Source organism: Marinobacterium stanieri, assembly GCF_900155945.1.
Classification (GTDB): Bacteria; Pseudomonadota; Gammaproteobacteria; order Pseudomonadales; family Balneatricaceae; genus Marinobacterium; species Marinobacterium stanieri.
Genome location: NZ_FTMN01000006.1, coordinates 26,167 through 51,396 on the forward strand (window position 1 = coordinate 26,167; position 25,230 = coordinate 51,396).

General features: G+C 57.7%; 25 protein-coding genes. 14 read left to right on the plus strand and 11 right to left on the minus strand.

Features of this window, described 5'->3' with window-relative positions; all coding sequences use genetic code 11:
- Positions 1–2: 2 nt before the first annotated feature.
- From BW956_RS13600 to BW956_RS13610, 3 genes are read right to left on the minus strand one after another with little or no spacing between them, the layout of a single operon-like run.
- Complete coding sequence (locus BW956_RS13600) at positions 3–1,337, minus strand: N-acetylmuramoyl-L-alanine amidase (RefSeq protein ID WP_010322520.1); 1,335 nt, start codon at positions 1,335–1,337, stop codon at positions 3–5.
- Positions 1,330–1,809, minus strand: coding sequence for a tRNA (adenosine(37)-N6)-threonylcarbamoyltransferase complex ATPase subunit type 1 TsaE (tsaE, locus tag BW956_RS13605; RefSeq protein ID WP_076463222.1), 480 nt, complete (start codon positions 1,807–1,809; stop codon positions 1,330–1,332). The genes BW956_RS13600 and tsaE overlap by 8 nt, the downstream gene beginning before the upstream one ends.
- A 16-nt stretch (positions 1,810–1,825) precedes the next feature.
- Entirely contained in the window at positions 1,826–3,334 is a 1,509-nt protein-coding gene (locus BW956_RS13610) for a bifunctional ADP-dependent NAD(P)H-hydrate dehydratase/NAD(P)H-hydrate epimerase (protein ID WP_076463646.1), read from the minus strand.
- 103 nt (positions 3,335–3,437) lie between these two features.
- Here BW956_RS13610 and queG point away from each other — a divergent pair, with 103 nt between their 5' ends.
- Positions 3,438–4,589: a tRNA epoxyqueuosine(34) reductase QueG gene (gene queG, locus BW956_RS13615; protein WP_076463223.1), complete on the plus strand. Its 1,152-nt coding sequence runs from the start codon at positions 3,438–3,440 to the stop codon at positions 4,587–4,589.
- Position 4,590: 1 nt separating this feature from the next.
- Here the strand turns inward: queG and orn are convergent, their stop codons facing one another.
- The gene (orn, locus tag BW956_RS13620) at positions 4,591–5,133 is read right to left on the minus strand and encodes an oligoribonuclease (protein ID WP_010322524.1); all 543 of its coding nucleotides are present in this window, start codon (positions 5,131–5,133) and stop codon (positions 4,591–4,593) included.
- Between the two features lie 95 nt (positions 5,134–5,228).
- On the opposite strand from orn, the gene rsgA reads away from it, so the two are divergent.
- The 7 genes from rsgA (at position 5,229) to BW956_RS13655 (ending at position 12,134) form a co-directional block, all read left to right on the plus strand.
- Complete coding sequence (rsgA, locus tag BW956_RS13625) at positions 5,229–6,254, plus strand: small ribosomal subunit biogenesis GTPase RsgA (RefSeq protein WP_076463224.1); 1,026 nt, start codon at positions 5,229–5,231, stop codon at positions 6,252–6,254.
- A 3-nt stretch (positions 6,255–6,257) separates the two neighbouring features.
- Positions 6,258–7,901 (plus strand): HDOD domain-containing protein, encoded by a 1,644-nt coding sequence (locus tag BW956_RS13630; RefSeq protein ID WP_076463225.1) that lies wholly within the window; start codon positions 6,258–6,260, stop codon positions 7,899–7,901.
- Between the two features lie 31 nt (positions 7,902–7,932).
- Entirely contained in the window at positions 7,933–8,772 is an 840-nt protein-coding gene (locus tag BW956_RS13635; protein WP_076463226.1) for a sulfurtransferase, read from the plus strand.
- 25 nt (positions 8,773–8,797) lie between these two features.
- Positions 8,798–9,661 carry an archaetidylserine decarboxylase gene (asd, locus tag BW956_RS13640; protein WP_076463227.1) on the plus strand — a complete coding sequence of 288 codons (864 nt, stop codon included), beginning with the start codon at positions 8,798–8,800 and terminating at the stop codon, positions 9,659–9,661.
- Positions 9,662–9,739: 78 nt separating this feature from the next.
- The gene (gene ygfZ, locus BW956_RS13645; RefSeq protein ID WP_083703074.1) at positions 9,740–10,732 is read left to right on the plus strand and encodes a CAF17-like 4Fe-4S cluster assembly/insertion protein YgfZ; all 993 of its coding nucleotides are present in this window, start codon (positions 9,740–9,742) and stop codon (positions 10,730–10,732) included.
- Between the two features lie 171 nt (positions 10,733–10,903).
- Positions 10,904–11,569 carry a hypothetical protein gene (locus tag BW956_RS13650; protein WP_076463228.1) on the plus strand — a complete coding sequence of 222 codons (666 nt, stop codon included), beginning with the start codon at positions 10,904–10,906 and terminating at the stop codon, positions 11,567–11,569.
- 13 nt (positions 11,570–11,582) lie between these two features.
- Positions 11,583–12,134, plus strand: a complete 552-nt coding sequence (locus BW956_RS13655; protein ID WP_010322531.1) for a FlgO family outer membrane protein — start codon at positions 11,583–11,585, stop codon at positions 12,132–12,134.
- Positions 12,135–12,179: 45 nt separating this feature from the next.
- On the opposite strand, the gene ung is transcribed toward BW956_RS13655, so the two are convergent.
- From ung to prfB, 3 genes are all read right to left on the minus strand, one after another.
- Positions 12,180–12,863, minus strand: a complete 684-nt coding sequence (gene ung / locus BW956_RS13660) for a uracil-DNA glycosylase (protein ID WP_076463229.1) — start codon at positions 12,861–12,863, stop codon at positions 12,180–12,182.
- 80 nt (positions 12,864–12,943) lie between these two features.
- Positions 12,944–14,446: a lysine--tRNA ligase gene (lysS, locus tag BW956_RS13665; protein WP_076463230.1), complete on the minus strand. Its 1,503-nt coding sequence runs from the start codon at positions 14,444–14,446 to the stop codon at positions 12,944–12,946.
- Between the two features lie 23 nt (positions 14,447–14,469).
- Positions 14,470–15,564: a peptide chain release factor 2 gene (prfB, locus tag BW956_RS13670; RefSeq protein ID WP_076463231.1), complete on the minus strand. Its 1,095-nt coding sequence runs from the start codon at positions 15,562–15,564 to the stop codon at positions 14,470–14,472.
- Between the two features lie 142 nt (positions 15,565–15,706).
- Between prfB and nhaD the strand changes: the two genes are divergently transcribed.
- On the plus strand, positions 15,707–17,155 hold the full coding sequence (gene nhaD, locus BW956_RS13675) for a sodium:proton antiporter NhaD (protein WP_076463232.1): 1,449 nt from the start codon (positions 15,707–15,709) through the stop codon (positions 17,153–17,155).
- A gap of 16 nt (positions 17,156–17,171) precedes the next feature.
- A complete protein-coding gene (locus BW956_RS13680; RefSeq protein ID WP_076463233.1) occupies positions 17,172–17,849 on the plus strand; it encodes a cytochrome b/b6 domain-containing protein in 678 nt (225 codons plus the stop codon).
- Between the two features lie 56 nt (positions 17,850–17,905).
- On the opposite strand, the gene BW956_RS13685 is transcribed toward BW956_RS13680, so the two are convergent.
- On the minus strand, positions 17,906–18,349 hold the full coding sequence (locus tag BW956_RS13685) for a c-type cytochrome (RefSeq protein ID WP_010322537.1): 444 nt from the start codon (positions 18,347–18,349) through the stop codon (positions 17,906–17,908).
- A gap of 157 nt (positions 18,350–18,506) precedes the next feature.
- Between BW956_RS13685 and BW956_RS13690 the strand changes: the two genes are divergently transcribed.
- Entirely contained in the window at positions 18,507–19,733 is a 1,227-nt protein-coding gene (locus tag BW956_RS13690) for an MFS transporter (protein WP_076463234.1), read from the plus strand.
- On the opposite strand, the gene BW956_RS13695 is transcribed toward BW956_RS13690, so the two are convergent.
- Both BW956_RS13695 and BW956_RS13700 read right to left on the minus strand, forming a co-directional pair.
- On the minus strand, positions 19,706–20,221 hold the full coding sequence (locus BW956_RS13695; protein WP_076463235.1) for a flavodoxin: 516 nt from the start codon (positions 20,219–20,221) through the stop codon (positions 19,706–19,708). The genes BW956_RS13690 and BW956_RS13695 overlap by 28 nt on opposite strands.
- A 73-nt stretch (positions 20,222–20,294) precedes the next feature.
- Positions 20,295–20,624 carry a phasin family protein gene (locus tag BW956_RS13700; protein WP_010322540.1) on the minus strand — a complete coding sequence of 110 codons (330 nt, stop codon included), beginning with the start codon at positions 20,622–20,624 and terminating at the stop codon, positions 20,295–20,297.
- A gap of 145 nt (positions 20,625–20,769) precedes the next feature.
- Here BW956_RS13700 and gloA point away from each other — a divergent pair, with 145 nt between their 5' ends.
- A complete protein-coding gene (gene gloA / locus BW956_RS13705; RefSeq protein ID WP_010322541.1) occupies positions 20,770–21,168 on the plus strand; it encodes a lactoylglutathione lyase in 399 nt (132 codons plus the stop codon).
- A 21-nt stretch (positions 21,169–21,189) separates the two neighbouring features.
- Here gloA and BW956_RS13710 read toward each other — a convergent pair whose 3' ends face one another.
- Positions 21,190–22,818: a methyl-accepting chemotaxis protein gene (locus tag BW956_RS13710; RefSeq protein WP_076463236.1), complete on the minus strand. Its 1,629-nt coding sequence runs from the start codon at positions 22,816–22,818 to the stop codon at positions 21,190–21,192.
- A 257-nt stretch (positions 22,819–23,075) separates the two neighbouring features.
- Between BW956_RS13710 and BW956_RS13715 the strand changes: the two genes are divergently transcribed.
- Together BW956_RS13715 and BW956_RS13720 are read left to right on the plus strand one after the other, a co-directional pair.
- Positions 23,076–23,885, plus strand: a complete 810-nt coding sequence (locus BW956_RS13715) for a tetratricopeptide repeat protein (RefSeq protein WP_076463237.1) — start codon at positions 23,076–23,078, stop codon at positions 23,883–23,885.
- 125 nt (positions 23,886–24,010) lie between these two features.
- A complete protein-coding gene (locus BW956_RS13720; RefSeq protein WP_076463238.1) occupies positions 24,011–25,222 on the plus strand; it encodes a YeeE/YedE family protein in 1,212 nt (403 codons plus the stop codon).
- Positions 25,223–25,230 lie beyond the last annotated feature (8 nt).

The following is a 25,230-nucleotide window of genomic DNA, read 5'->3' on the forward strand; positions in this document are numbered from 1 at the left end:
CGTTAGCCTGCGGGGATGCGCAGCACCTGACCGACTCGAATGCGGTCATTGCTGAGTTTGTTGGCCCGGCGCAACTGCTTGAGAGAGACACCGTTACGCTGGGCAATGACGGACAGGGTATCACCGGACACAACCTTATACAGCCGCGGCCCGGCATCACGCTTACCATTCTGCTTTTGCCAGGCGACATAGGTTGCAGCCGGCGGCTTGCTCCAGAAGTGGTCGGTAATACCGCGAAAGATCGCTTCTGCCATCTGCTTCTGGTAGGACGAGGTTTTCAGCTTGCGCGCCTCGCCCGGGTTGGAGATAAATCCGGTCTCCACCAGAATCGAGGGAATATCCGGCGATTTGAGTACCACAAAGCCGGCTTGCTCTACGTGTTTCTTGTGCATGCGGGCGAAGCTGGCCATATTGCCATGGATGCGAGACGCCACTTGATGACTGTCCTTGCGACTGGCATTCATCGACATATCCAGCAGCACACTGGCCAGCACATCGTCCTTGTCATCCAGGCTCAAACTGCCCACACCACCGATCAGGTCGGTACTGTTTTCCCGGCGTGCCAGCCAACGGCCCATTTCAGAGGTTGCACCCCGGCCGGAAAGCACCCACACGGATGCGCCACGGGCTCGGGCATCCTTGAAGGCGTCCGCGTGGATGGAAACAAACAGGTCAGCGTTACTTTTGCGTGCCTTACTGGTACGGCCGCGCAAACTGATGTAGTAATCCCCGGTACGGGTCAAGACAGCACGATAACCCTTTTTGGCATCGACCATCGATTTGAGCTTGCGGGCGATGGCCATCACCACATCTTTTTCCCGCACACCACCAGGCCCTATTGCCCCCGGATCTTCACCTCCATGACCGGCATCGATCATGACAACAATGTCCCGCTTGCCGCCTTCGCCCGGCACGGGCACCACGGTTTTGGTGACGGTCGCCTTGGCCTGCATCGCCAGATCCACCACCAGACGATGGCCGTACTGGTCATTGGGCGCCAGGTCAAAGCTCTTGGGACGTACCTTATCCTTGAGGTCCAGTACAACCCTGAGACCCTCATCACGATGGCTGTAGCGAATGTCGCCAATAGGGCTTTTCTCAAGCCCCAGCCCCTTCAATGAGGCCTTGAGCCGGGTGTCATCGATATCGATAACCACGCGATCCGGACCATTGAGAGTGAACAGCTTGTGCTCCACCGGGCCACTCAAATCAAATACCAGCCGAGTATTGTCCGGCGCCAGCCAGGCACGCACGTTGCGCACCTCCTGGCCTGCCAGGCTCAACACCGGCACGCAGAGCAGCATCAATACTGTGAAAGCACGCAGCAGTTTAGTCATCACCCGCCAATTCAGTGGTTGTATTACTAAGGTTATCGACCATGGCCTGTCCTTTTTGAGTGACCGGCGTCAATAACAGCGAGCGGCCGGTGCCCGACAGTTCGATCTGAATCTCCAGATCCGGGCTCGGCAACACACCATCCCCCTTGTCGGGCCACTCAATCAGACATAGCGCCTGTTCAGTAAAATAATCGCGTATGCCCAGATACTCCAGCTCTTCCGGGTCGGACAGACGGTAAAGGTCGAAATGAAATACCGGGCCAGACGGGGTGTCATAGGGTTCGACCAGCGTATAGGTAGGACTTTTAACCGAACCTGTATGACCACAACCCCGCAGCACACCCCGGCTCAGGGTTGTTTTCCCCATGCCAAGATCACCGCGCAGAAAGATCACACCACCCTCGGTTACACTGGCCGCCAGTGCGGCACCAAACGCAGCCATGGCCTGCTCATCAGCGAGCACCTGTTTCATTCAGACTACCCTTTCGTCATCCAATCCCGTTAAGAACCCGTCGCACGCGCGCGACCAGATCGGTCGCCAGCAAGCCCCTTTCCCCCTGCTCTGCTGCACAGAGATCGGCAGCATTGGCATGGGCAAACACCCCCGCTCGGGCGGCATCGACCGTACTCAGGCGCTGTGCCCGCAAGGCACCTATGATACCGGAGAGCACATCCCCCATGCCACCGCAGGCCATACCGGGATTACCGGCACTGCACAGATGCACCATATCGCCGTCGAAGGTGAGGCTGCCGGCTCCCTTGAGCACGACGGTGCCTCCCAACATGGCCTGAAGTTCACGTACAGCCGCAAAGCGGTCAGCCTGAACATCCTCGGTCTGGCAACCCAGCAAGCGCGCTGCCTCCCCGGGGTGAGGCGTCAACACCCAGTCATGCTTGCCGGCATGGCTCCCAAGACGCGTGCGCAGCAGATTGAGCGCATCCGCATCCAGCACCAGCGGCAGTCCGGTATTCAACGCCTGCTGCAACAACTGGTCCGCCCAGGCACTTTGCCCAAGCCCTGGACCCACCACCAGCACATCGGGTTTCTGCAGCAGCGGCTGTACATCCTGCCCCGAGTTGACCCCGGCCGCCATCACCTCAGGCGCACGGGTCAGGGCTGCGGCCACATGCTCGGGGCGCGTTGCCAGGGACACCAGCCCCGCACCACTGCGGGCAGCCGCCTCAGCCGCCATCAGGGCCGCACCGCCCATGCCATAGTCACCACCGATAATCATGACATGGCCGAACAGCCCCTTGTGTGAGGAGCGCTTGCGGGGCGGCAGCAGCTTTGCCAGATCATCACGATCGGTACGAAAGGCACTCATGGGCACCTCTTCGTACACTTCTTCTGGCACCATCAAGGCATCAAACAGCAGCTCGCCACAATGATCCACGCCCTCATGGGTCATCAGCCCCTGCTTGAGGCCGATAAACGTCACCGTGCGCTCGGCCTTAACCGCAATGCCCAATACCTGCCCGGTATCACTGCAGAGGCCTGAGGGAATATCCACAGCCATGACGGGCCGCGGGCTGCGATTGAACTGGCGAATCAACTTGGCACAGTCTCCGCGCACAGGGCCGTTCAGCCCCGTACCCAGCAGCGCATCCACCAGAACCTCACCTGTCAGCTCCTGCTCAGGCTGCCAGCGCTCCAGCTCAATACCAACGGCCTCGGCCCATTGCCAGGCCGCCAGGGCCTCTCCCTGCAGACGAGCAGCATAATCGTCCTGTACCACCAGCACCTGCACTTCCAGGCCCTGCTGGCGCGCCAGCCCTGCTATGATCAGACCGTCACCGCCGTTATTGCCTGCACCACAGGCAATCGTGAGCCTTTTCACATGCGGCCAGCGGCTTTGCAGTTCCACAAATGCCGCATGCCCGGCACGCTGCATCAGGCGAAAGCCAGGTACGCCAAACTGCTCTATTGCGGTGCGATCAAGCGCACGGCACTGCTCTGCCGTGTATAATGCAGCGGGTAGATCGGCTCTGCTCGTCATGGCTTTCTCCTTTGTTATCAGTTCATTATAGAAGATGGACTGGCCAATACACATCCGGTTCCCGAGACTTTCAACACCCGGACATCTAACGCCTCTGGACACTATGCCCGAATTCAGTGCAACACAACTGGAGCATCTAAAAGCCGAGCTGAAGCAGGAGGCTCTGCGACTTGGCTTTGCCGATTGTGCCGTCACCCTGCCCGATGCCAGTGCGGAAGCCGAACACCTGCAGCACTGGCTGGAACAGGGTTACCAGGGCAGCATGGATTACCTGAACCAGAATATCGACAAACGCCTGGATCCGACACTGCTGGTTCCCGGCACCCAGCGCATCATCATGCTGCGCATGAACTGCCTGCCAGAAGGCGCACCGGTTACGGGCGTGTTGCGCAATCCCGACAAGGCTTACATCGCGCGCTATACCCTGGGGCGTGACTATCACAAGACCATGCGCAAGCGCCTCAAGCAGCTGGGACAATGGCTGGAGAAACAGCTGGGCGACCGGGAAGTACGCTTCCGTCCTTTCGTGGACAGTGCACCGGTACTGGAACGACCGCTGGCGCGAAATGCTGGGCTTGGCTGGATCGGCAAGCACACCCTGCTGCTCAATCGCAGTGCGGGCTCCTGGTTCCTGCTGGGAGAGCTGTTTATCGATCTGCCGCTGCCGATCGACCCACCCGAAACCGAATCACACTGTGGCCGCTGCAGTGCCTGTATCGATATTTGCCCCACCAAAGCCTTTCCCGAGCCGGGCGTGCTTGATGCGCGCCGCTGTATTTCCTACCTGACCATTGAGAGCAAGGCCGCGATTCCGCCGGAGCTTCGCCCCCTGATGGGCAATCGCATTTTCGGCTGTGATGACTGTCAGCTGATCTGCCCCTGGAACCGCTTTGCCAAACGCAGCGATGAAACGGATTTCCAGCCTCGCCATGGCCTTGAGCAGGCCGATCTGCTGGAGCTGTTTCTATGGGATGAGCCGACCTTTCTGAAGCGAACCGAAGGGTCGGCGATTCGCCGTACCGGCTATGAAGGCTTGCAGCGCAACCTGGCCGTCGCATTGGGAAACAGCCGAGGTGGCAAAGCGATCATCGACGCTCTGCGCGCCAGGCGCACTGACGCCAGTGAACTGGTAAGGGAGCATATCGACTGGGCGCTGGCGCAACTGGCTGAAAGACAGGAGGCCAGTAGTGACAAGGAGCCGTCTGCTGCCTTGCCCATACTGGCCCATCCCGGCGCACGCCGGATGCCAAAGTAAATCAGAGGCGGAAGAAGTGACGGCGGTAGTGTCGCAGCTCCTCGATGGACTCGCGGATATCATCCAGTGCCAGATGGGTACCCTGCTTGCGGAAACCATCCATCACCTCAGGCTTCCAGCGCTTGGCCAGCTCCTTGATGCTGCTCACATCCAGATTGCGATAGTGGAAAAAGGCTTCCAGTTCCGGCATGTAGCGCCAGAGGAAACGGCGGTCCTGACCGATGCTGTTGCCACACATGGGTGACACACCCTTCTCACTGTGCTGACGCAGGAACGCCAGCATCTGCTGTTCTGCTTCAGTTTCAGAGATTTTGCTGGCACGGACCCGATCCGTCAGACCGGACTGACCGTGCTGTCGCGTACACCATTCGCCCATGTGCGACAGCACTGTATCGGCCTGATGTACCGCAATGACCGGCCCTTCAGCAATCAGATTAAGATCGCTGTCCGTTACAATGGCCGCCATTTCGATAATCCGGTCTGTATCCGGGTTGAGACCTGTCATTTCGAGATCGACCCAGATCAGGTTGTCCTTGATCGCCATCCACGCTTCTCCGTCGGCAAAACTGTCAATTTGGTTCGGTTTGGAATACCTTAGCACGTCAACTACCCCAGCAGTGAATGAGCAAAGCCTCCGGAATGGGAAAACGCAAGGTAAATCGACGCCAGGCCTGGCGCATCAACAAAATTCAGCAGGAGCGGGCCGCCCGCGCCGAAAAACGTGACGCCCTTATCGAGGACCAGCTTGAAGGCAGTGACCTTGGCCCGGAACAGCAGGGTCTGATCATCTCTCATTTCGGCCGCCAGGTAGATGTCGAAGTGCTGGAAGGCGAACAGCGCGGTGAAATCCAGCGCTGCCATATGCGAACGCATTTGGGCCAACTGGTCACCGGCGACCGCGTCATCTGGCGCCGCTCGCCCGACAGTGGCGTAGTGGTAGCGGCACTGGATCGCCACAGCGAACTGCTGCGCCCCAACAATCAGGGTGAACTCAAGCCGGTCGCCGCCAACATCGATTACATTGTCATCGTGATCGCGGTTGAGCCCTATGCCCACGCCAACCTGATCGACCGCTACCTGGTCGCAGCCGAGGCCAGTGGCATTGAGCCTGTCCTGCTTTTGAACAAGGCCGATCTGCTCAACGACGACAACCGTGAACGCCTGCAGCCCCTGCTGTCACAGTACCAGGAGCTGGGCTATCGCACCCTGACCGCCTCCACCTCCAGCAGCCACGGGCTTGATGAGCTCAAGGCGATGCTGGCCGGCCATATCAGTGTCTTCGTGGGCCAGTCCGGTGTCGGCAAGTCCTCGTTGATCAACAGCCTGCTGCCTGGCGCCGATCTCAAAACAGGCGCCCTGTCCGAGCAGAGCCGCAAGGGCCGTCATACCACCACGACCGCACGACTGTTCCATTTCCCGGACGGGGGCGACCTGATCGACTCGCCGGGAATCCGCGAATTTGCGCTCTGGCACATGACTGAAGAGCAGGTGCTGCACGGTTTCCGTGAACTGGCCGAACTCCAGGGTCATTGCCGTTTCCGTGACTGCCGTCATGATCAGGAGCCGGGTTGTGCCTTCCTGTCCGCACTGGAAGATGGCAGCATCAGTGAACAGCGTTTCGCCAGTTTCCAACAGATTCTGAACTCCATGCAGGACAGTCGTTAACGAATGAGCAGCACACCCTCGGACCCGGCACAACAGCCCGCTGATGCCAGTGCCGACCTGTTTGGCCTGGAAGCCTGGGCTGATTATCTGGAACCCCGGTCTCTTCCGGTCAGGGTCAGTGTACAGGCGCGCCTGCGCCGCTTGCTCAATAACGACAATACGACTCTGCAACAACTGACCCAACTGGTACGCCAGGACCCGGTCTTGTGCCTGCACGTCACGCGTCTGGCTCAGCAGAAACACCGCGCCAAGGGCTCGACCGTTACCGGCATCGAGCATGCGGTTGGTTCACTGGGGCTGGAGCCACTGGAGCAACTGTGCCGTCAGCTGGAAACCCTCAAGGTCAACCCGACCAGCGTGCAGCAGAAAATGTACTTCCGCGCCATTGCCGACAGCCAGCACGCCTCCCTGCAGGCCGCGGAACTGTGCCGTCAGCGCGGCCTTCCCTTTGTAGAAGAGGTACGTCTGGCCGCCCTGCTGTATGGCTTTGTGCACTGGATGCTCTGGTTGCATGCCCCGCTGCACAAGCACCTGTATCAGAAACGTGTACTGGAAGATGGCATTGATGTTGTCCTCGCCGAGCAGGATCTGTTTGGCTGTACCGCACAGGAATTGGGCGCCGAACTCGCACAGCGCTGGGACCTGCCGGAACTGACCTGTGAAGCGCTGGATCACGGCACCTCCCCCAGCCATCATGACCTGAATCAGCTGCACCGACGCGCCGTCAAGGACCCGCGTCTGGGCCAACTGGAGCAACGCGATATAAACCAGCTGGCACAGCAGCGCTTCTTCCCGGTCAAGCTGGGCAATTGGCTGGCACTCACCACCACGCGTGGCTGGCACAGTAAAAAGGCGGCGCGCCTGTTCGATGTGATGGCCGACTACCTGAGCAGTGATGCCAACCAGATACTGGGGCTGCTGCACACCAACTGCGCTGAAGCCTCACGCCAGTTTCATGTACCCGGTACCCTGAGCCCGGCTACCGAGATGCTTTTTATTCCTTCATCGCCCCATCACCTGGGCGTACTGAGCGAAAAAGAGATTGCCCGCCTCGCGAAAACAGCGCCCAGACCGGTCAAGCCCAAGCCGCCCAAGCCAGAGCAGGATCAAGTCGATAAGCCGGCACCTCCGGTCACCGAACACCTGCATCCGCATATCTACCAACAGGTGCTGGAACGCTTCCAGAACGGCTTTGACGGCTACACCAAGCCAGCCCAGATTCTGCAGGCCCTTATTCAGGGGTTACACCAGGGTCTTGGCCTGGCCCGACTCAACCTGATGGTGATCAAGGGCACCCAGGCAGAAAGCCTGCGCAATCTGGGCCTGCCCAAAGGACACCCGATGGCGGAGCTTAGCCTCAGCCTTGAAGTCCCCAGCCTGTTCAAGCGCCTGAGTGAAAAGCCAGCAGGCATCTGGCTGGACACACAAAAGCGCAGCACCCTGGCCCCCATGCTGCCGGAGAGTTTTACCACGGCACTGGGCGACCACGATTGCCTGCTGATGTCCGTTTTTCGGGACGACAAACCGCTGGCACTGATCTATGCCGACGATCTGCCGGCACATGCAACCTTATCAGCGTTCCAGTATGAGCAGTTCCGCCAGCTCTGTGCCGCCGCTACGCTGCGCCTGAAACATCTGCCGGGATAACTTTGCCTCAGGCGCCCGCTCAGATAAGATCATGCCAAACATTGAAACGGAACCCGCCATGCTGCCATTGGTCATTTCAGCTGCCGAGCTGCAGTCCCATTTGAACGCCGACAACCTGCTGATACTGGATCTGTCCAGTGCTGATACCTTCGCTGCCGGTCATGTTCCGGGGGCTGTGCACATGGATGCAAAACGCCTGCTGCGCGGCGAAGGCCCTGTCCCCAACCTCATTCCAACACCCGAACAGTTGAGCCAGCTGTTCTCTGAGTTGGGTTTGACCGCTGATACTCAGGTCGTAGCCTACGATGACCAGAAAGGCCCCTGGGCAGGACGTCTGGCCTGGACCTTACACTGCATCGGTCACCGCAGTGTCAGCGTGCTCGACGGCCAGCTGGCAGCCTGGCAAGCCGCAGGCCTCCCTCTTGAGCAGCAGGCCCGGCAGGCAACACCCTCGAATTTTACAGCCCGGATGCAAATACCCTTGCGTCTGGATGCTCAAAAGGTACTGGCGGGCATTAACGAGGGCAAATTACAGGTCTGGGATGCACGTACAGCAGCCGAATATTCGGGCGAGAAAGTGGTCAATGCCCAGCACGGAGGGCACATTCCCGGGGCACGTCACCTGGAATGGACCGATCTGCTGCAGGATGGCGATATTCCCCTGCTGAAGTCACAGGATGAAATCCTGCAGTTATTGAATGCACGTGGGCTAAATCCTGACCAGGCCATGGTGACGCACTGCCAGACCCACCGCCGCTCAGGCCTGACCTGGCTGGCAGGTACCTGGGCAGGCTGCAAAAACCTGACCTGCTATGACGGCTCCTGGTTTGAGTGGGGCAACCGACCCGATCTGCCCGTAGAAGCCGACTGATTCAACTGATAAAGCGAGTAACACCTTGAAAGACGCCTTGTTTATTCTGCTGCAACACCTGCTGCCTCAACACCTGCTGTCGCGACTGGTTGGTCGCCTGGCCGAATGCCGCACGACCTGGGTCAAGAACCTGTTTATCAACTGGTTCCGTAAACGCTACCGCGTCGATATGAGCCAGGCTCAGGAGCCAAACCCTGAAGCCTATGAACACTTCAACGCCTTCTTCACCCGTGCGCTCAAGCCCGACGCCCGACCGCTGGACAGCGAAACCGACGCCATACTCTCACCCGCCGATGGCGCCATCAGCCAGCTCGGCCCCATTGAACATGGCCGTATTTTCCAGGCCAAGGGACGCAGTTACGGGCTCAGCACCCTGCTGGGCGGCAGCCCTGAACGCGCAGCACCTTTCATCAACGGCAGCTTTGCCACCGTATACCTGTCGCCTCGGGATTATCATCGGGTGCATATGCCGGTGACAGGCACCTTGCGCGAAACCATCTATGTGCCAGGAGACCTCTATTCAGTGAATCAGGTAACGGCAGCGGGTGTGGATAACCTGTTTGCCCGCAACGAACGCCTGGTCGCCATTTTTGATACCGAATACGGCCCCATGGCCATGGTGCTGGTCGGCGCCATGATTGTGGCCGGTATTGAAACGGTCTGGAATGGTCAGGTCGCACCCGCCAGCAAACGCCCAGTCGTCCTTGATCGCAACTTCGAACAAACGCCTGTCACGCTGGAAAAGGGTGCGGAAATGGGCCGCTTCAAATTGGGCTCAACCGTTATTCTGTTATTCGGCGCCGATGCTGTCAGCTGGCAAGAATCCCTTACGGCAGGCAGCAGCGTTACCATGGGTCGCACCCTCGGACACGCCAACATCCCGGAATAACCCTTTTAAGTACGGGCTGATCAGGCCCCGCTTCTGGTTTACACTGAGAGCATCAGTGGCAAAGGAGATCACGCAGTTATGCATGCAAGCTGGCAACAATGGCTTAACCGCCCCGGTGTGGAAATGAGCACAGACCTGGTCACGGCAGTTCCGGCCAGTGATAGCCCCAACCGCAGTGTCGCATTGACCGATTACAGCATTATCAGCATTACCGGCCCCGATGCACACAAATTCCTGCAGGGTCAGCTCAGCTGCGACCTTGCCGGGGTTGACCGTGAAGGCCAGCTACCCGGTGCCCACTGCAACATTAAAGGCCATATGCACAGCCTGTATGAAGTAATTGCCGCCGGTGAAGAGCGTTACTGGCTGCGTATTCGTACCGATATGGCTGAGGACGCGCTTACCCTGCTGAAAAAATACATCATTTTTTCCAAGGCAGAAGCAGAGCTGGAAACCGAGCTTTTGGGTATCGGCCTGATCGGGCCTGACAGCCAGCGCTTGAGCCAGACATACACACCGCAGACAGGCGCCAGCTGCAACCTGAGCCAGAGCATCAGTGAGATCTGGCTGCCGGCTGACCAGCTGGAAGCCACCCTGGACGCCCTGCAGTCAGAAGCACCACTGGCCACTCGCAACGACTGGGAGCTGGCAGGCGTCGAAGCCGCAATTCCCGAGCTGTTCCCGGCCACCCGCGAAGCCTTTATACCGCAGATGGTGAACCTGCAGGTATTTGAAGGGGTCAGCTTCACCAAGGGCTGCTATACCGGCCAGGAGATTGTTACTCGCCTGCAGCATCGCGGCCAGCTCAAACGTCCCATGTATCTGGCCGAAGTGGAATCCAGCCAGCCTATCCTGCCCGGCACTGAACTGGCCAGCGAAGCCAAGCCCAGCGTGGGCAAAATTGTGCGTGCAGCCAAAGCCGGAGACAACCTCTACCGAGTTCTGGCAGTGATCATCAAGGACCAGGCTGAACAGCAGACGATTCATCTGGAGTCCACCGAGGGCCCCTCCCTGAAACTGTCTCAGCTTCCCTACGAACTTGACCCTCGCCTGTTCGAAAGCAAGCGCTAAGTCATTGGGCCTGCTTCCTTTTTGACTCAGGCCCCCTACCCTTGTGTTTAATTCTGGTATTCTCTCCCTGCGGCCGCTTGACTGAGACATGTCATCAGGCCGCAGGATGATGGAAAGGTGTGCTCTCGCACCCAAACTGCCACGGAACAAACAAACACAAAGGAATCTGCCATGCTTCGCAAGCTTTGTCTCCTGGGTGTTGGAAGCACCCTACTTGCAGGCTGCTTTACTACCAACACTTCGCAAGCGCCTATCGCCACTACTTATCCGATCAGTGAACAGCAGAAAATGCAGGCTGCTCATCACTGGGATGTTCTCGCTCAGCACCAGGCCGAAATGCTGGTCAACAAACTGGGCAACAAGCCTCTATATATCAAGCCGTCTGATGAAACAACGCCGTTCAATACAGCGTTCGACACTCTGCTGACCAGCCAGCTGGTTACCGCTGGCGCAACCGTCAAGACAACATCGTCCATGGCAGCGACGATCAGCTACAAGGTCCAGGTCGTCGAACACAAGGATCGCGAAGGCATTCGCGCGCCTATGGGCACTTATACAGCTCTGGCTGCCGGCATTGCGGTCGCCACAGTACCTTTCAATAACTGGACGGAACCGGCCCTGGCACTGTTGCCGGCAGCAGGCGCGGCTGACCTGTTCAGCGGTAACATCACCAGCGAAACCAGCGAGGAAGTGGTTATCACCACTCAGGTCATCGAAGGTACTCAGGTGACGTACTCGAACTCCAGCATTTACTACATCAACCCCGGTGACAACGACCACTACAAAGTGAAGGCTGAGAAGAAAGCCAAGCCGGTCAACGTTACCAGCGAGTGGTAATCAGGGAGGAAACATGCTCAACATGACATACAAATGGTTCGCAACCGGACTGATGGCCCTGATGGTACTGGTCAGCTCCGGCTGCTCACTCAAGCCGACCTCCAGCTCAACAGACCCGGAAGTTGATTTGATTGCAGAAGTTCAGGAAGCGGCTGAAGCGCTGATGGACAACGCAACGGGCCTGCATGGTGATGCGCCGCTGCTGGTGGCAACCTTTGCCGATATTGATAATCTGCAGCAGTCATCCACGCTCGGACGCATTTTGTCTGAACAGTTCACCAGCTCATTGGCGAGCAACAAGGTGCCTGTGATTGAAGTGAAGATGCGTGAAAGCCTGTTTGTAAAGGAACAGACAGGCGAACTGATCCTGTCTCGCAAGCTGCACAGCCTGGTACAATCACATGATGCCCAGGCCGTACTGCTGGGTACTTACGCACTGGGTGGCAACAACGTCTACCTGACCGTTCGCCTGGTACGCACCGAAGACAATATCATTCTGGCCGCTCACGACTTCAGCCTGCCGCTGAACCGTGACATCAAGGCGATGCTGCCGCGCCGTCGTTGATCCAGTAGAGGCCGGTTTCACGCCGGCCTCGCTCTGCTCGCCGCGTTAAACCTCTTCCGGCAACTGCCAATTGATCGCTTCACGTCCCTGTTCCTGCAACCACTGGTTAGCCTGGCTGAAATGGCGACAACCGAAGAAGCCTCGGTGTGCCGACAGAGGGGAAGGATGCGGTGATTTCAGCACCAGGTGACGGCTCTGGTCGATACGCGCCCCCTTCTTCTGTGCATAACTGCCCCAGAGCATGAATACCACGTGCTCACACTGTTCGTTTACCAGCTGAATAACACGATCGGTGAACTGCTCCCAGCCCTTGCCCTGATGCGCATTGGCGTTGCTTTGTTCCACTGTCAGCACGGCATTGAGAAGAAGCACTCCCTGCTGCGCCCAGCTTTCCAGAAAGCCATGACTGGCGGGTGTAATGCCCAGGTCCGTATTCAGTTCCTTGTAGATATTCACCAGTGACGGCGGTACGCGCACGCCCGGTTTTACCGAGAAACAGAGACCATGTGCCTGCCCCGGCTGGTGGTAAGGGTCTTGCCCGATAATCACCACTTTCACCTGATCCAGCGGCGTTGCCTCCAGGGCATGAAACCAGTTGGAAGAGTGCGGGAAAATCACCTTGTGCGCGTCTTTCTCGGCCTGTAGAAATGCCTTGAGTGACTGCATGTAGGGCTGATCAAATTCAGGCTGCAACCAGGGTTGCCAGGTGGGTGCCTTATCCAGTGCCATTGGCTTCTCTCCGATATCTTGCATAGCAAAAGGGCCACGTTAAGTGGCCCTTGTGGATAACTCCGATTGACGAGTCGCGATCAGCCGCGCGGGCGCATGGCCGGGAACAGCAGCACATCACGGATCGACGGTGAGTCGGTGAACAGCATCACCAGACGGTCGATACCGATACCTTCACCGGCCGTCGGCGGCAGGCCGTATTCCAGTGCCTGAACGTAGTCGTCGTCGAAGTGCATGGCTTCATCATCACCGGCATCCTTCTCTTCCACCTGCTTGCGGAAGCGCTCAGCCTGGTCTTCAGCGTCATTCAGCTCCGAGAAGCCGTTGGCCAGCTCGCGGCCGCCCACGAAGAACTCGAAGCGGTCGGTCACATGCGGGTTGTGGTCGCTGCGACGCGCCAGCGGGCTGACTTCAGTCGGGTATTCAGTGATGAAGGTCGGCTGCTGCAGGCGGTGTTCAACGGTCTTCTCGAAGATTTCGATCTGTACCTTGCCCAGACCCCAGCCGTCCTTGACGTCGATGTCCATGCGCTGGGCGATCTGACGCGCAGCGGTTTCATCGGCCAGGGCTTCAGCGGTGATATCCGGGTTGTAGTGCAGGATGGAGTCGAACACGCTCATGCGGGTAAACGGCTTACCCATGTCGTATTCGAAGGTTTCCAGCACTTCGCCCTCTTCGTTGCGAACGGTATTGGTCACCAGCGTGGTACCCAACACGTCTTCAGCGACAGTGCGCAGCATGTCTTCGGTCAGGTCCATCAGATCCTTGTAATCCGCATAGGCCTGGTAGAACTCGATCATGGTGAATTCCGGGTTATGACGGGTGGAAAGCCCCTCATTACGGAAGTTGCGGTTGATCTCGAAGACGCGCTCGAAGCCACCCACGACGAGACGCTTCAGGTACAGCTCCGGCGCGATACGCAGGTACATGTCCAGGTCCAGTGCGTTGTGGTGCGTCACGAATGGGCGTGCGGTGGCGCCACCGGGGATCGGGTGCAGCATCGGCGTTTCCGCTTCGATGAAACGACGGTCGATCAGGTATTTGCGGATGCCGGCAACGATTTTGGAGCGCATCTCGAACACCTTACGTGACTGATCGTTCATGATCAGGTCAACGTAACGCTGACGGTAACGCATCTCCATGTCCTGCAGACCCTTGAACTTGTCCGGGAGCGGACGCAGGCTCTTGGTCAGCATTTCACACTCGGCCATGTCGACGTAGAGGTCGCCCTTGCCGGATTTATGCAGCACACCGCTGACACCGATGATGTCGCCCAGATCCACAGATTTGGCGAACGGGCGCGCAGGCTTGTTCACGTACAGCTGAATGCGGCCACTCATATCCTGCAGCACCATGAAAGCGCCACGGTTGAGCATCACGCGGCCAGCAACGGATACACGGATTCCGGCTTCTTCCAGCTCTTCCTTGGTTTTCTCGCCATGGGCCTGCTGCAAGTCTTCCGCGTAGCTGTCACGGCGGAACGTATTGGGGAAGGCATTCCCGTCCTGACGCAGAGCGGCGAGCTTCTCGCGGCGCTCGGCAATCAGGCGGTTTTCATCTTGCTGAACTGTGTTGTCTGACATCGGGGTTACCTTAAAACAAATACTTACAGACCGGCCTTGAGGCTGGCTTCGATAAACTGGTCGAGATCGCCATCCAGAACGCGATCACAGTTGGACGTCTGCACGTTGGTACGCAGGTCCTTGATGCGCTGGTCATCCAGCACGTAGGAGCGGATCTGGCTGCCCCAGCCGATATCGGCTTTGGTGTCTTCAACTTCCTGAGCGGCTTCACGACGCTTGAGCATTTCCATTTCGTACAACTTCGCACGCAGCTGCTTCATACAGGTGTCGCGGTTCTGGTGCTGCGAACGCGCCGCCTGACTCTGCACCACGATTCCGGAAGGCTCGTGGGTGATACGCACGGCAGATTCGGTACGGTTAACGTGCTGACCACCGGCACCGGAGGCGCGGTATACGTCGACACGCAGATCGGCCGGATTGATTTCGATGTCAACATTGTCATCAATCTCCGGTGACACGAAGACGGAAGAGAAGGACGTGTGACGACGGCCACCGGAGTCGAACGGCGACTTACGTACCAGACGGTGAACACCGGTCTCGGTCCGCAGCCAGCCGAAGGCGTACTCGCCCTCAAAACGGATGGTAGCGGATTTGATACCGGCCACTTCACCCGCGGAGACTTCCAGCAGCTCTGTCTTGAAGCCCTTGCTTTCGCCCCAGCGCAGGTACATGCGCAGCATCATGTCAGCCCAGTCCTGAGCTTCGGTGCCACCCGAACCGGCCTGGATATCCAGGAAGGCATTGTTGGCGTCGGCTTCACCGGAGAACATGCGACGGAATTCCAGCTGCTCCAGCATGGTACGCAGACGCTCGACGTCAGCCTCCACTTCAGCAACGGTGTCTTCGTCATCTTCTTCGACAGCCATGTCCAGCAGGTCGCCCGCATCGCTGATACCGGTTTCCAGCTCGTCGATGGTCTTGACCACATTCTCCAGTCCGGCGCGTTCCTTACCCAGCTGCTGGGCATTGTCCGGATCATTCCAGACATTGGGATCTTCCAGCTCGCGCTCCACCTCTTCCAGGCGCTCACGCTTGCCGTCGTAATCCAGGTAGGTGCGCAGCGCCAGGGTACGCTCGCTGAACTCTTTCAGACTGTTGAGAATCGGGTTGATTTCCATCGTGGTACTTGGACACTCGTTGGCTATAAAAAAGAGGAGTATCTTAACTGATCAGGCGCCTTGTTTGAATGATTGTCCCGCTCTGAGCACTCGACTTGTCAACCTCAGGGGGTAAAATGCGGCCCTATATCAGGAGATACTCATGAACTGGATGCCCGCGCTGCTTTTATTCCCTCTGCTGTTGGCTACTCCCCGGGCCCAGGCCTCCACTCTGGAAGCAACACAACTGCTGGACCTGACCGGCAGCGCCTATGGTTACCTGGCCTTGATGATCTTCCTGCTCGGGTATATCTGCGTTGTGCTGGAAGAGCGCCTTGAATTGCGCAAATCCAAACCGGTGATTGTGGCAGCCGGTCTGATCTGGATTCTGGTTGCCCTGGCCTATCATCAGTCGGATGAGCCTTATACTGCCGGGGTTGAGCTGCGCCGTTACATTCTCGACTATGCCGAGCTATTCCTGTTTCTGCTCGCCGCCATGACCTTCGTGAATATGCTGGAAGAGCGGCGTGTGTTCGTAGCCCTGCGCACCTGGCTGGTGGCGCGATCATTCACGCTTCGGCAAATCTACTGGATCACCGGCACACTGACCTTTCTGCTCTCGCCCATTGCCGACAATCTTTCAACCGCACTGTTGATGGGGGCCGTGGTGCTGGCAGTGGGTCAGCATCACCTGCATTTCATTTCGGTCGGCTGTATCAATGTGGTTGTGGCCGCCAACGCCGGTGGCGCGTTCAGCCCGTTCGGCGACATTACGACCCTGATGGTGTGGCAGCAGGGTAACGTTCGCTTTGTCGAATTTGTGCAGCTGTTCCTGCCTTCTCTGGTGAACTGGCTGATCCCGGCATTGATCATGTCCAGCGTGATTGAACGCGCCCGCCCTGGCGGGGAGCAGCGCCACCAGCGCATGAAGAAAGGCGGGGTCACCATTATGATGTTGTTCCTGGCCACCATTATCCTGTCCATACTGGTTCACAGCCTGCTGCACCTGCCACCGGTTCTGGGCATGATGACCGGGTTGGGCGTCCTCAAGATCTATGGCTATTTTCTCAGCCTGCACGACCCAATCTATCGTGAACAGGGCCATATCACCCATCACCATGCCGAGAACAGCAGCCGCCACAGCATGTTGCGCGGTGATCACACCGGCGTCGTGCGCCGCTTCGATATTTTCAAGGTCGTGGAACGCGAGTCCTGGGATACGCTGATGTTCTTTTACGGTGTCGTACTCTGTGTCGGTGGACTGGCAACGCTGGGCTACCTGACGCACCTGTCTGAACTGCTGTACGGCAGCATGGGAACCAATTTGGCCAACAGCCTGGTCGGCCTGCTCTCGGCGCTGGTCGATAATATTCCCATCATGTTTGCCGTATTGAATATGGACCCGGGCATGAGTCTGGAACAGTGGCTACTGGCAACCCTGGCCGTTGGCACTGGCGGCTCACTGTTATCCATCGGCTCCGCCGCAGGCGTTGCCCTGATGGGACAAGCCAAGGGAACCTATACCTTTTTGAGCCATCTCAAATGGAGCTGGGCCATTTTATTGGGCTATAGCGCCAGCATTTTCTGCCACCTCTGGTTAAATGGAACTTAAGCAACGGAACATACGCATGACACAACAACCCGATTCAACCCTTTCAACCCGTGTCTGGGACCCCTATGTCCGGATTTTTCACTGGCTGCTGGCTGCCAGTATCCTGTTTGCCTGGTGGAGCGGCGAACAGGGCGGCAACTGGATGAGCTGGCATATGTACGCCGGCTATACCGTTCTCACCCTGGTGCTCTTCCGCCTGTTTTGGGGCTTCGCCGGTACCCATTACGCGCGCTTTGCCGAGTTTATCCGCAGCCCCGGACATACCGTTAACTATGGCCTTAAGGCGGCACGCCGAGAAGAGCCCCACTATGCAGGGCACAACCCGCTGGGCGGCTGGATGGTCGTGGCTTTATTGCTGCTGAGCGCGGCCCAGGCCGGTACCGGCCTGTTCGCCAATGATGAAATCTTTACCGAAGGCCCTCTGGTTCACCTGGTCAGCTACGATCTGAGTGTGGAGATCACCCGCTGGCACAAGCTGATCTTTGATGGCCTGCTGATCGCTATCGGGCTGCATTTGCTGGGCGTTGTCTGGCATCAGCGAGTCCGCGGTGAAAAGCTGATTCAGGGCATGTTACACGGCCGCAAGCCGCTGCCTGCTGGCACAACCGAAGCGGGCAATACCCCCTGGGTACGTGGCCTGATACTGGCCGCTATCGCTGCTGCAGCGATCTGGAGCCTGCTCAACCTGACCTGAGGCCACAAAAAAGGGCGCCATCCGGCGCCCTCTGCAAACATTCGAGGCTGAAAGCATCAGTCCTTGAAGTTGTCGTGGCAGCCCTTGCAGGTTTTGCCCACTTCACCAAAAGCCGGGCGGATCTGGTCCATATCACCGGTCTTGGCGGCTGTAGCCAGTGCAGCGGTTTTTTCCATCAGCATGTTGGAGCCGCCTTCAAACTTGTCCCAGTTGTCGGCAATGGCCGGCAGCGCATCGGTATCACCGCTGTAGGAGCCCTCAACAAAGCCTTCCCAGGGCAGATGGCTCAGCTGAGAAACGATCTCGGCGCGACGAGTAAAGTCATCAGCGTCGTAATCCATCTTCCCTTTGACCATCGCACCCATGGTGCCGAAGTGCCATTTGATCGCCTGGAATACGCCCTGACGGTAGTCAATCGCATCTTCCGGTTTCACGGCAACCGCGACCGTGCTTGCCATGGCCAGTGCACCGGCCAGTCCCATTGCTGCAATTTTTTTCATGACAGTGTCCCTTGTAATGGTTTGAGAACGCCAATATTAGGCAAAACTAATCTACAAATTCAATCGTTACTGAGCCTTTAAGGGCGAAAATACCCTGCATCGGTATAGTATCCTAACGACCCAAGATCCTCAGTCACCTGTTCGGACAAAAAGTTCAATGCCTCTACTGCTGCGCCTGATGTTGCCCTTTGCCCTGGGGTACTGGCTCTCTTATGTGTTCCGCGTCATCAATGCGGTTGTTGCCCCCGATATCATGACCAGCCTGCAGCTGGATGCAGCCACACTGGGACTGGTGTCCAGCGCGTACTTTTTGACGTTTGCCGCTTGCCAGCTCCCCCTTGGCATTCTGCTGGACCGCTACCAGACGCGAACCATCGCCAGTGCATTGCTATGCGTCGCCGCCGCCGGCAGTTTGATCTTTGGCCTGGCCGAATCAACCACGATGCTGTGGATCGGGCGCGGCTTGATCGGTATCGGGGTGTCGGCCTGCCTGATGGCGGCCTTCAAAACCTACACGCTGTGGCTGAAACCTGAACAGTTACCCATGACCAACGGGCTGCAACTGATGTTCGGAGGACTGGGAGCCCTGTCGGCAACGGTGCCTGTGGAATGGGCACTGGCACTTACCGACTGGCGCACCCTGTTTATGGGTCTCGCCGGCCTGTGTATTGCCGTCGCTCTGCTGACCCGGCAACTGGTCCCGGCCAGCCAGCTTCAACGGTCGTCGCAAACCTTTGGTCAGGACCTGCACCAGGTCTTGCAGGTCATTCGCACCCCTGCCTTTTATCAACTGGCACCCGCCAGCATGCTGTCACAGGCCCTGTTTGTGGCCGTGCAGTCATTATGGGCCGGAGAATGGTTACGCCAGGTCAGCGGCCTACCCGCCACTGACAGCGCCGACATGCTGATGCTGTCAGCCGCCAGTATGGCTGCCGGCTTTCTGTTGCTGGGCAGCCTTGCCAGCCAGCTGGCCAGATTCGGCATTACAGCCATGCAGGTGAGTTTTTGCGGGATGCTGGTTTTTCTGGGGTCGCTGCTCTGGATTCAGCTACAGCCCGATCAGGCGCCCTGGGCTGCCTGGGTGCTGTTCGGCTGCTTTGGCACCTCTGGCACGCTGATGTTTGCCGGCTTGAGTCAGGCGTTTCCTGCCACACTCAGCGGCCGCATCAGTACCAGCCTGAATTTGGGGATTTTTCTGGCCGCTTTCCTGCTGCAGTGGGGAATGGGTGCGCTGGCGGGGTTCTGGCAGGCAGATACGAATGGTCACTACCCGCCTGAAGCCTACCGCTTTGCTTTGGCCGCAGGAACCGCTGTGCAGGCACTGGGGCTGTGCTGGTTCCTGCTGTGCCGCTATCGTCAGTCCAGCAAGGCAGCCAGCACCTGAGGTACCCACTGCTGCAGGCGGGCTTCGGTTTCACTGCGCTGACAATCTTCGTCCAGGGCCAGACCAACAAAATGGCTGCCATCGGCAGTCAGTGCCTTGGACGCTTCAAAGTCATAGCCCTCAACCGGCCAGGGCACCAGCACTTCGCCACCGGCTGCCAGCACTTGGTCATTGACGGCGCCCATGGCATCCAGAAACCATTCGCCGTATCCCAGCTGATCACCCAGCCCGAACAACGCCACTTTCTTGCCACTGAAATCGATACCGCAGAACACCTGCCAGTACTCATCCCAGTCTTCCTGCAGCTCACCAAAGTCCCAGGTCGGGATACCGATAATCAGGGCATCATATTCCTGCATTGCAGCTACGCCCTGAGCCGCAATGTCATGCAGCTGAACCTGCTCGGCCGCAAGGTTTTCTATCTGCTGCGCAACGCTTTCCGTATTACCTGTGGTGCTGGCGTAAAACAGCCCGATTTTGCCCGGCATGGGGTTTCCTCTTCCGACAAACAAAAAGCAGCCACCAGGGCTGCTTTTCGATCATGAACATCAGGTGTGTACTTTACTTTTTGCCGGTCATTGCCTCAACCGACTCCTGGGTCAGCTGCTGCATAGCCTGCTGGGCAGCAGTCAATGCCTTGAGGTTCTGTTCGTTGGCCGCTCGAAGCGTCTGCTCCAGCTCTTTGGCGTAAGCCTGCTGCAGCTCGAGCAAGTCGTTGGGGGTCTTGCACTTCTGCAGTTCGCTGGTCTGCTGCATGGTCGCATCGATGCAGGCCTTGGTGCACTCCATCTGCTGACGGGTCAGTTCTTCCAGCATTTTGGTCTGAATATTGACCAACTCACGGAAGGGTCCCATCGATTCAGTCATCTGCTTGGTCATGTCCTGAAACATTGTCTAGCCCCCTTGGCTGTTGTTATTCATGCTCTCAATTAACCATTGTAGGCTAAAAGCCGCAAGCGGATTTCGTTAAACTAAAGCCTAAGAGTGGTTGTTAACTGCTCTGGATCTGTCAGAACTCAAACTAGAGGTTTTCATCATGCGCATGCTGCACACCATGTACCGGGTTGCCGACCTGGAAAAATCGCTGGCGTTTTATACCGATGTATTGGGTATGCGCCTGCTGCGCCGCAAGGATTATCCGGAAGGCAAGTTCACCCTGGCCTTCGTGGGTTACGGGGATGAAAACGAGAACACCGTGCTGGAGCTGACCCACAACTGGGATTCCGGTGAGTATGATCTGGGCAACGGTTACGGCCATATTGCCATCGAGGTGGACGATGTCTACCAGGCCTGTGACGACATCAAGGCCCGTGGCGGTGAAGTTGTTCGTGAAGCCGGCCCGATGAAAAACAGCAACTCGGGCACCATCCTGGCCTTTGTCAAAGACCCGGACGGTTACATGATCGAGCTGCTCAGCCCCAACCGCAAGGACTGAGCAACTCCCCGGTTCCGAGTATCAGACCCGGAACCGGGCTGCCATATCCTGCAGGCTGCTCGCCAGACGCGACAGCTCATGACTGGCTTCTTCAGCCTGAGTTGCACCCGTTGCAGATTCCTGAGCTCCATCATTGATTGCCACCAGCGAACGGTTAATCTCCTCCGCCACACTGCTCTGCTCTTCAGACGCACTGGCGATCTGGGTATTGAGATCACTGATACGACGCACGGCTTCGGCAATTTCCTGCAAGGCAACACCTGCCTCTTCCGCCTGGGAACCGGTTTTCACCGCCTGTTCCTGACTGACCTGCATGGCTACAACCGTGTTGGAAGTCCCGCCCTGCAAACGGCCAATTACCTGCTGGATTTCGGCAGTTGATTCCTGAGTTCGCTGGGCCAGCGAGCGCACCTCATCAGCGACCACGGCAAACCCACGTCCTTGCTCTCCGGCACGTGCCGCTTCAATCGCCGCGTTCAATGCCAGCAGGTTGGTTTGCTCGGCGATGCCGTTGATCACATCAATAACACTGCCAATGGCTTCGCTGTCCTTTTCAACGATGGCTACTTCTTCAGCCACACGGCTCACCTGACCGACCAGATCACCGGTAGCCGCAACCGCCTGATTGACCACCTGACCACCACGGTCCGAGGCATCCAGAGTATTCTTGGCTTCCAGATCCGCATTTTCGGCACTACCGGCCACATCACGCACCGTGGCAACCATTTCATTCATGGCGGCTGCCACCTGCTCAACTTCAGCACGCTGACGATTGATAACCTGGCTGGAGTGACTGCTGATACTGCTCATCTCCTCAGCCGCAGCGGCCAACTGCGAGGTGGCATTGGAGATCTCGCCCACCAGCAACTGCATCTGGTTAAGCATGTGGTTAAAACCGCCGGCAATCTGCGCCAGCTCATGCTTGCCCTCGATATTGGCACGCACACGCAGATCGGAATGCTCCGCCACCTGTGACATGCACTCCTGAAGTTCATGCAGCGGTCGCCGAATGGACAGGTAAATGCGCCAGCCCAGAAGCCCCAACAGGATGATGGTGACAGATGACGCTATCAGCTGCAGGTTGTGCTGGCGGGCATTAATACGAGCCATCTCTGCAACCATGCTATCGGCTTCCGAAAGCTGCAGGCTGACCAGTTCACCAATCTTGTCACCAATCGGGTCAATAGAGGCGTACAGGGGGCCATTGAAAGCATACATCTCACCACTGGAGAGGCCCGACATGCCCGACAGAGCGTTAATAAGATCATCCACAGCCTTGTCGGCCGGTATAAACAGCTGCTGTGCTTCCTTGACCAGCTGTGCCTCCTCCTGAGTCAATTTTGTTGCGGTGTAACTGTCCCAGTTCTGTTTAATATCGATTTTGGCCTGGCGCACCCCCGCAAGGGCGTCTTCGGCACTGACCATGGCATGGTCGACCTTGTTGACAGCGTCAATCACACTCACAGCGTAGAGGTCGGCCACCTTCTTCAGTTGTTCCAGCGGAACTATACGATCCCTGTATAGGCTATCAGCGCTTTGGTTGGCCTTATCCAAAGCCATCATTGCCGTCACGACTACCAACAGTAAAACTACCAACGGCAGCACTGATCCCAGAATGAGCTTGTTGCGAATAGTCATTCGATTCAGCATGGTTTTGTTCCCGTACAGGCGGATCGAAGCATCCGGCACCGGATGCGTTGGGGGGGCATTTTAGGGTACAATGTAAAACATTAGAATCACCTTATACGTTAGGGTGATCCTGTATAGGGGTTAGAGGATTGGTCTATTATGGCTCTCCCTGAACCAGCAGTACAACTATTGTTTCTATCTTAATACGTTTTCTCGGCGGAAGCCGTTCACTACGACTTCCTGAACGCATCAAATCTGATGATGAAGGCATGGCTTCAATGAACAAATCTGCACTACTTGCAGCGGCCGGGCTGCTGTTTTCCCTGCACACCACTACAGCTGCCGCAGCCAGCACCGATGCTGCACAGCGCGCTATCGACAATGGCGACTACTCCCAGGCGCGCTCTGAACTGGAATCACTGGTGAAATCCCAGGACCCGGCTGCCATGAACCTGATGGGTCAGCTTTATGAAAACGGCTGGGGCGTCGACAAGGACCTGGAACAGGCACAGCGCCTGTATGAACAGGGGGCTCGCCAAGGCCATCTGGAAAGCGTGAACAGCCTGCGCGCCCTGAAAAACCGTGCCTACAAAATCGAATTCGATAAATTGATGCCGCTGGCCGAGAACGGCGATGGCGACGCACAGAACCGTATCGGTGAAATGTTTGAATTCGGTTATGGCGCTGAGCGTGACAGCGATAAGGCCATTGAATGGTACCGCAAGGCGGCTGATCAGAATGTGGTAGCAGCCTGGCATAATATCGGCCGCTGTTACAACTTTGGCACCGGCGTGGAACAGGACTACGCGGAAGCAGAAACCTGGTACCGCAAAGCCGCCGAGAAAGGCCACATGGAAGCCATGTTCTTCATGGGTACCCTCTACTCAAATGCCCATGGCCAGGACGATAGCGTGGATACAGATGTGGCGGCTTATGCCTGGATGCACAACGCAGCCCTGCTGGGTAACACCACCGCAGCCACCATCGAAACGCGCCTCAAGCTGAAGCTGAACGCCGACCAGATGCAGGCGGCTGAATCTCTGGCAGAGCGTTACAAGCAGGAATATGTAGACCCCTTCAAGCAGTAAAAACTGCGCCCTGAAGTCTCAGGGCATATAACCAAAACATATAACTGGTTCGATTATATTCTTGGATGCGCATATTAGCAGGCGTTAAAATGCGCATCCTTTAACCAGTTTTACGGCGATACCTCATGCCTGCTTCCACGCTTACAGCCACCCCCTCTTCACCGCTTGCTCGACAGCCTCTGGCGTTGTCGGTAGCCGCTGCCTCCCTGGCCGCATTTTTCATCTACCTGATGGACAGCTATAGCACGCACAATGGATTGGTCATGCTGCTGGGTGCTGCGTTGGGTATCAGCCTGTACCATGCCTCCTTTGGTTTCACGACTGCCTGGCGCACGCTGGTAACCACGGGGCGAGGGCGCGCCGTACGTGCCCAGATGCTGATGCTTGCCATTGCGGTATGCCTGTTTTTCCCGGCTCTGGCGGCCGGTGAACTCTTTGGTCAACAGGTGTTCGGCTTCGTGCGCCCCCTGAGTGTCTCCGTTATTTTTGGTGCCTTTATCTTCGGCATTGGCATGCAGATCGCTAATGGCTGCGCCTCGGGTAACCTCTACCATGCCGGTGGCGGCCAGATTCGTGCCATCCCCAGTATGATCGGCTTTGCCGCAGGTGCGCTCTGGGCCACCCGTGACTATGAATGGTGGACTACGCAACCGTCACTGGCGCCGGTAGACCTGATCGGCAGCCTGGGTGTGGTGCCCGCCATCGCCCTGAACCTGCTGGTATTTGCAGCCATTGCCCAGCTCACCCGTGTGATCGAAAAGCGCAAGTTCGGCAGTGTTGAAGCCGATGACGCCGGTAAAGACCAGCCCCTGAGCAAACGTCTGCTAAGCGGCCCCTGGCCATTTATCTGGGGTGCTATCGCACTGGCAGTACTCAATTTTGCCACCCTGGCACTGATCGGCCGCCCCTGGGCTGTTGCACTGGCCTACCCGCTCTGGGGTGCGAAGGCTGCCGAGGCACTGAATCTGGGACTGGATGTGGACTTCTGGGGCTACTGGATGATGCCCGGTCGCGATACCGCCTTGATGGGTGGCGTACTTGAAGACAGCGCCAGCCTGATGAACATCGGCGTAATCTTTGGCGCCGTGGTAGCGGCCGCTTTGGCCGGCCGTTTGTCCCTGAGCTGGAAGATGCCCGTCATGCAGTGGCTGGCCACCATCATTGGCGGCCTGATGCTGGGCTATGGCGCCACCATCGCTTTCGGCTGTAACATCGGCGCCTTCTTCGGTGGCATCGCATCCGGCAGCCTGCACGGCTGGCTCTGGCTGGTAGCAGCCTTCGCTGGCAGCTTCGTCGGCACCTGGCTGCGCCCGCTGTTCCGCCTGCCCCGTACCTGATTCTCGCC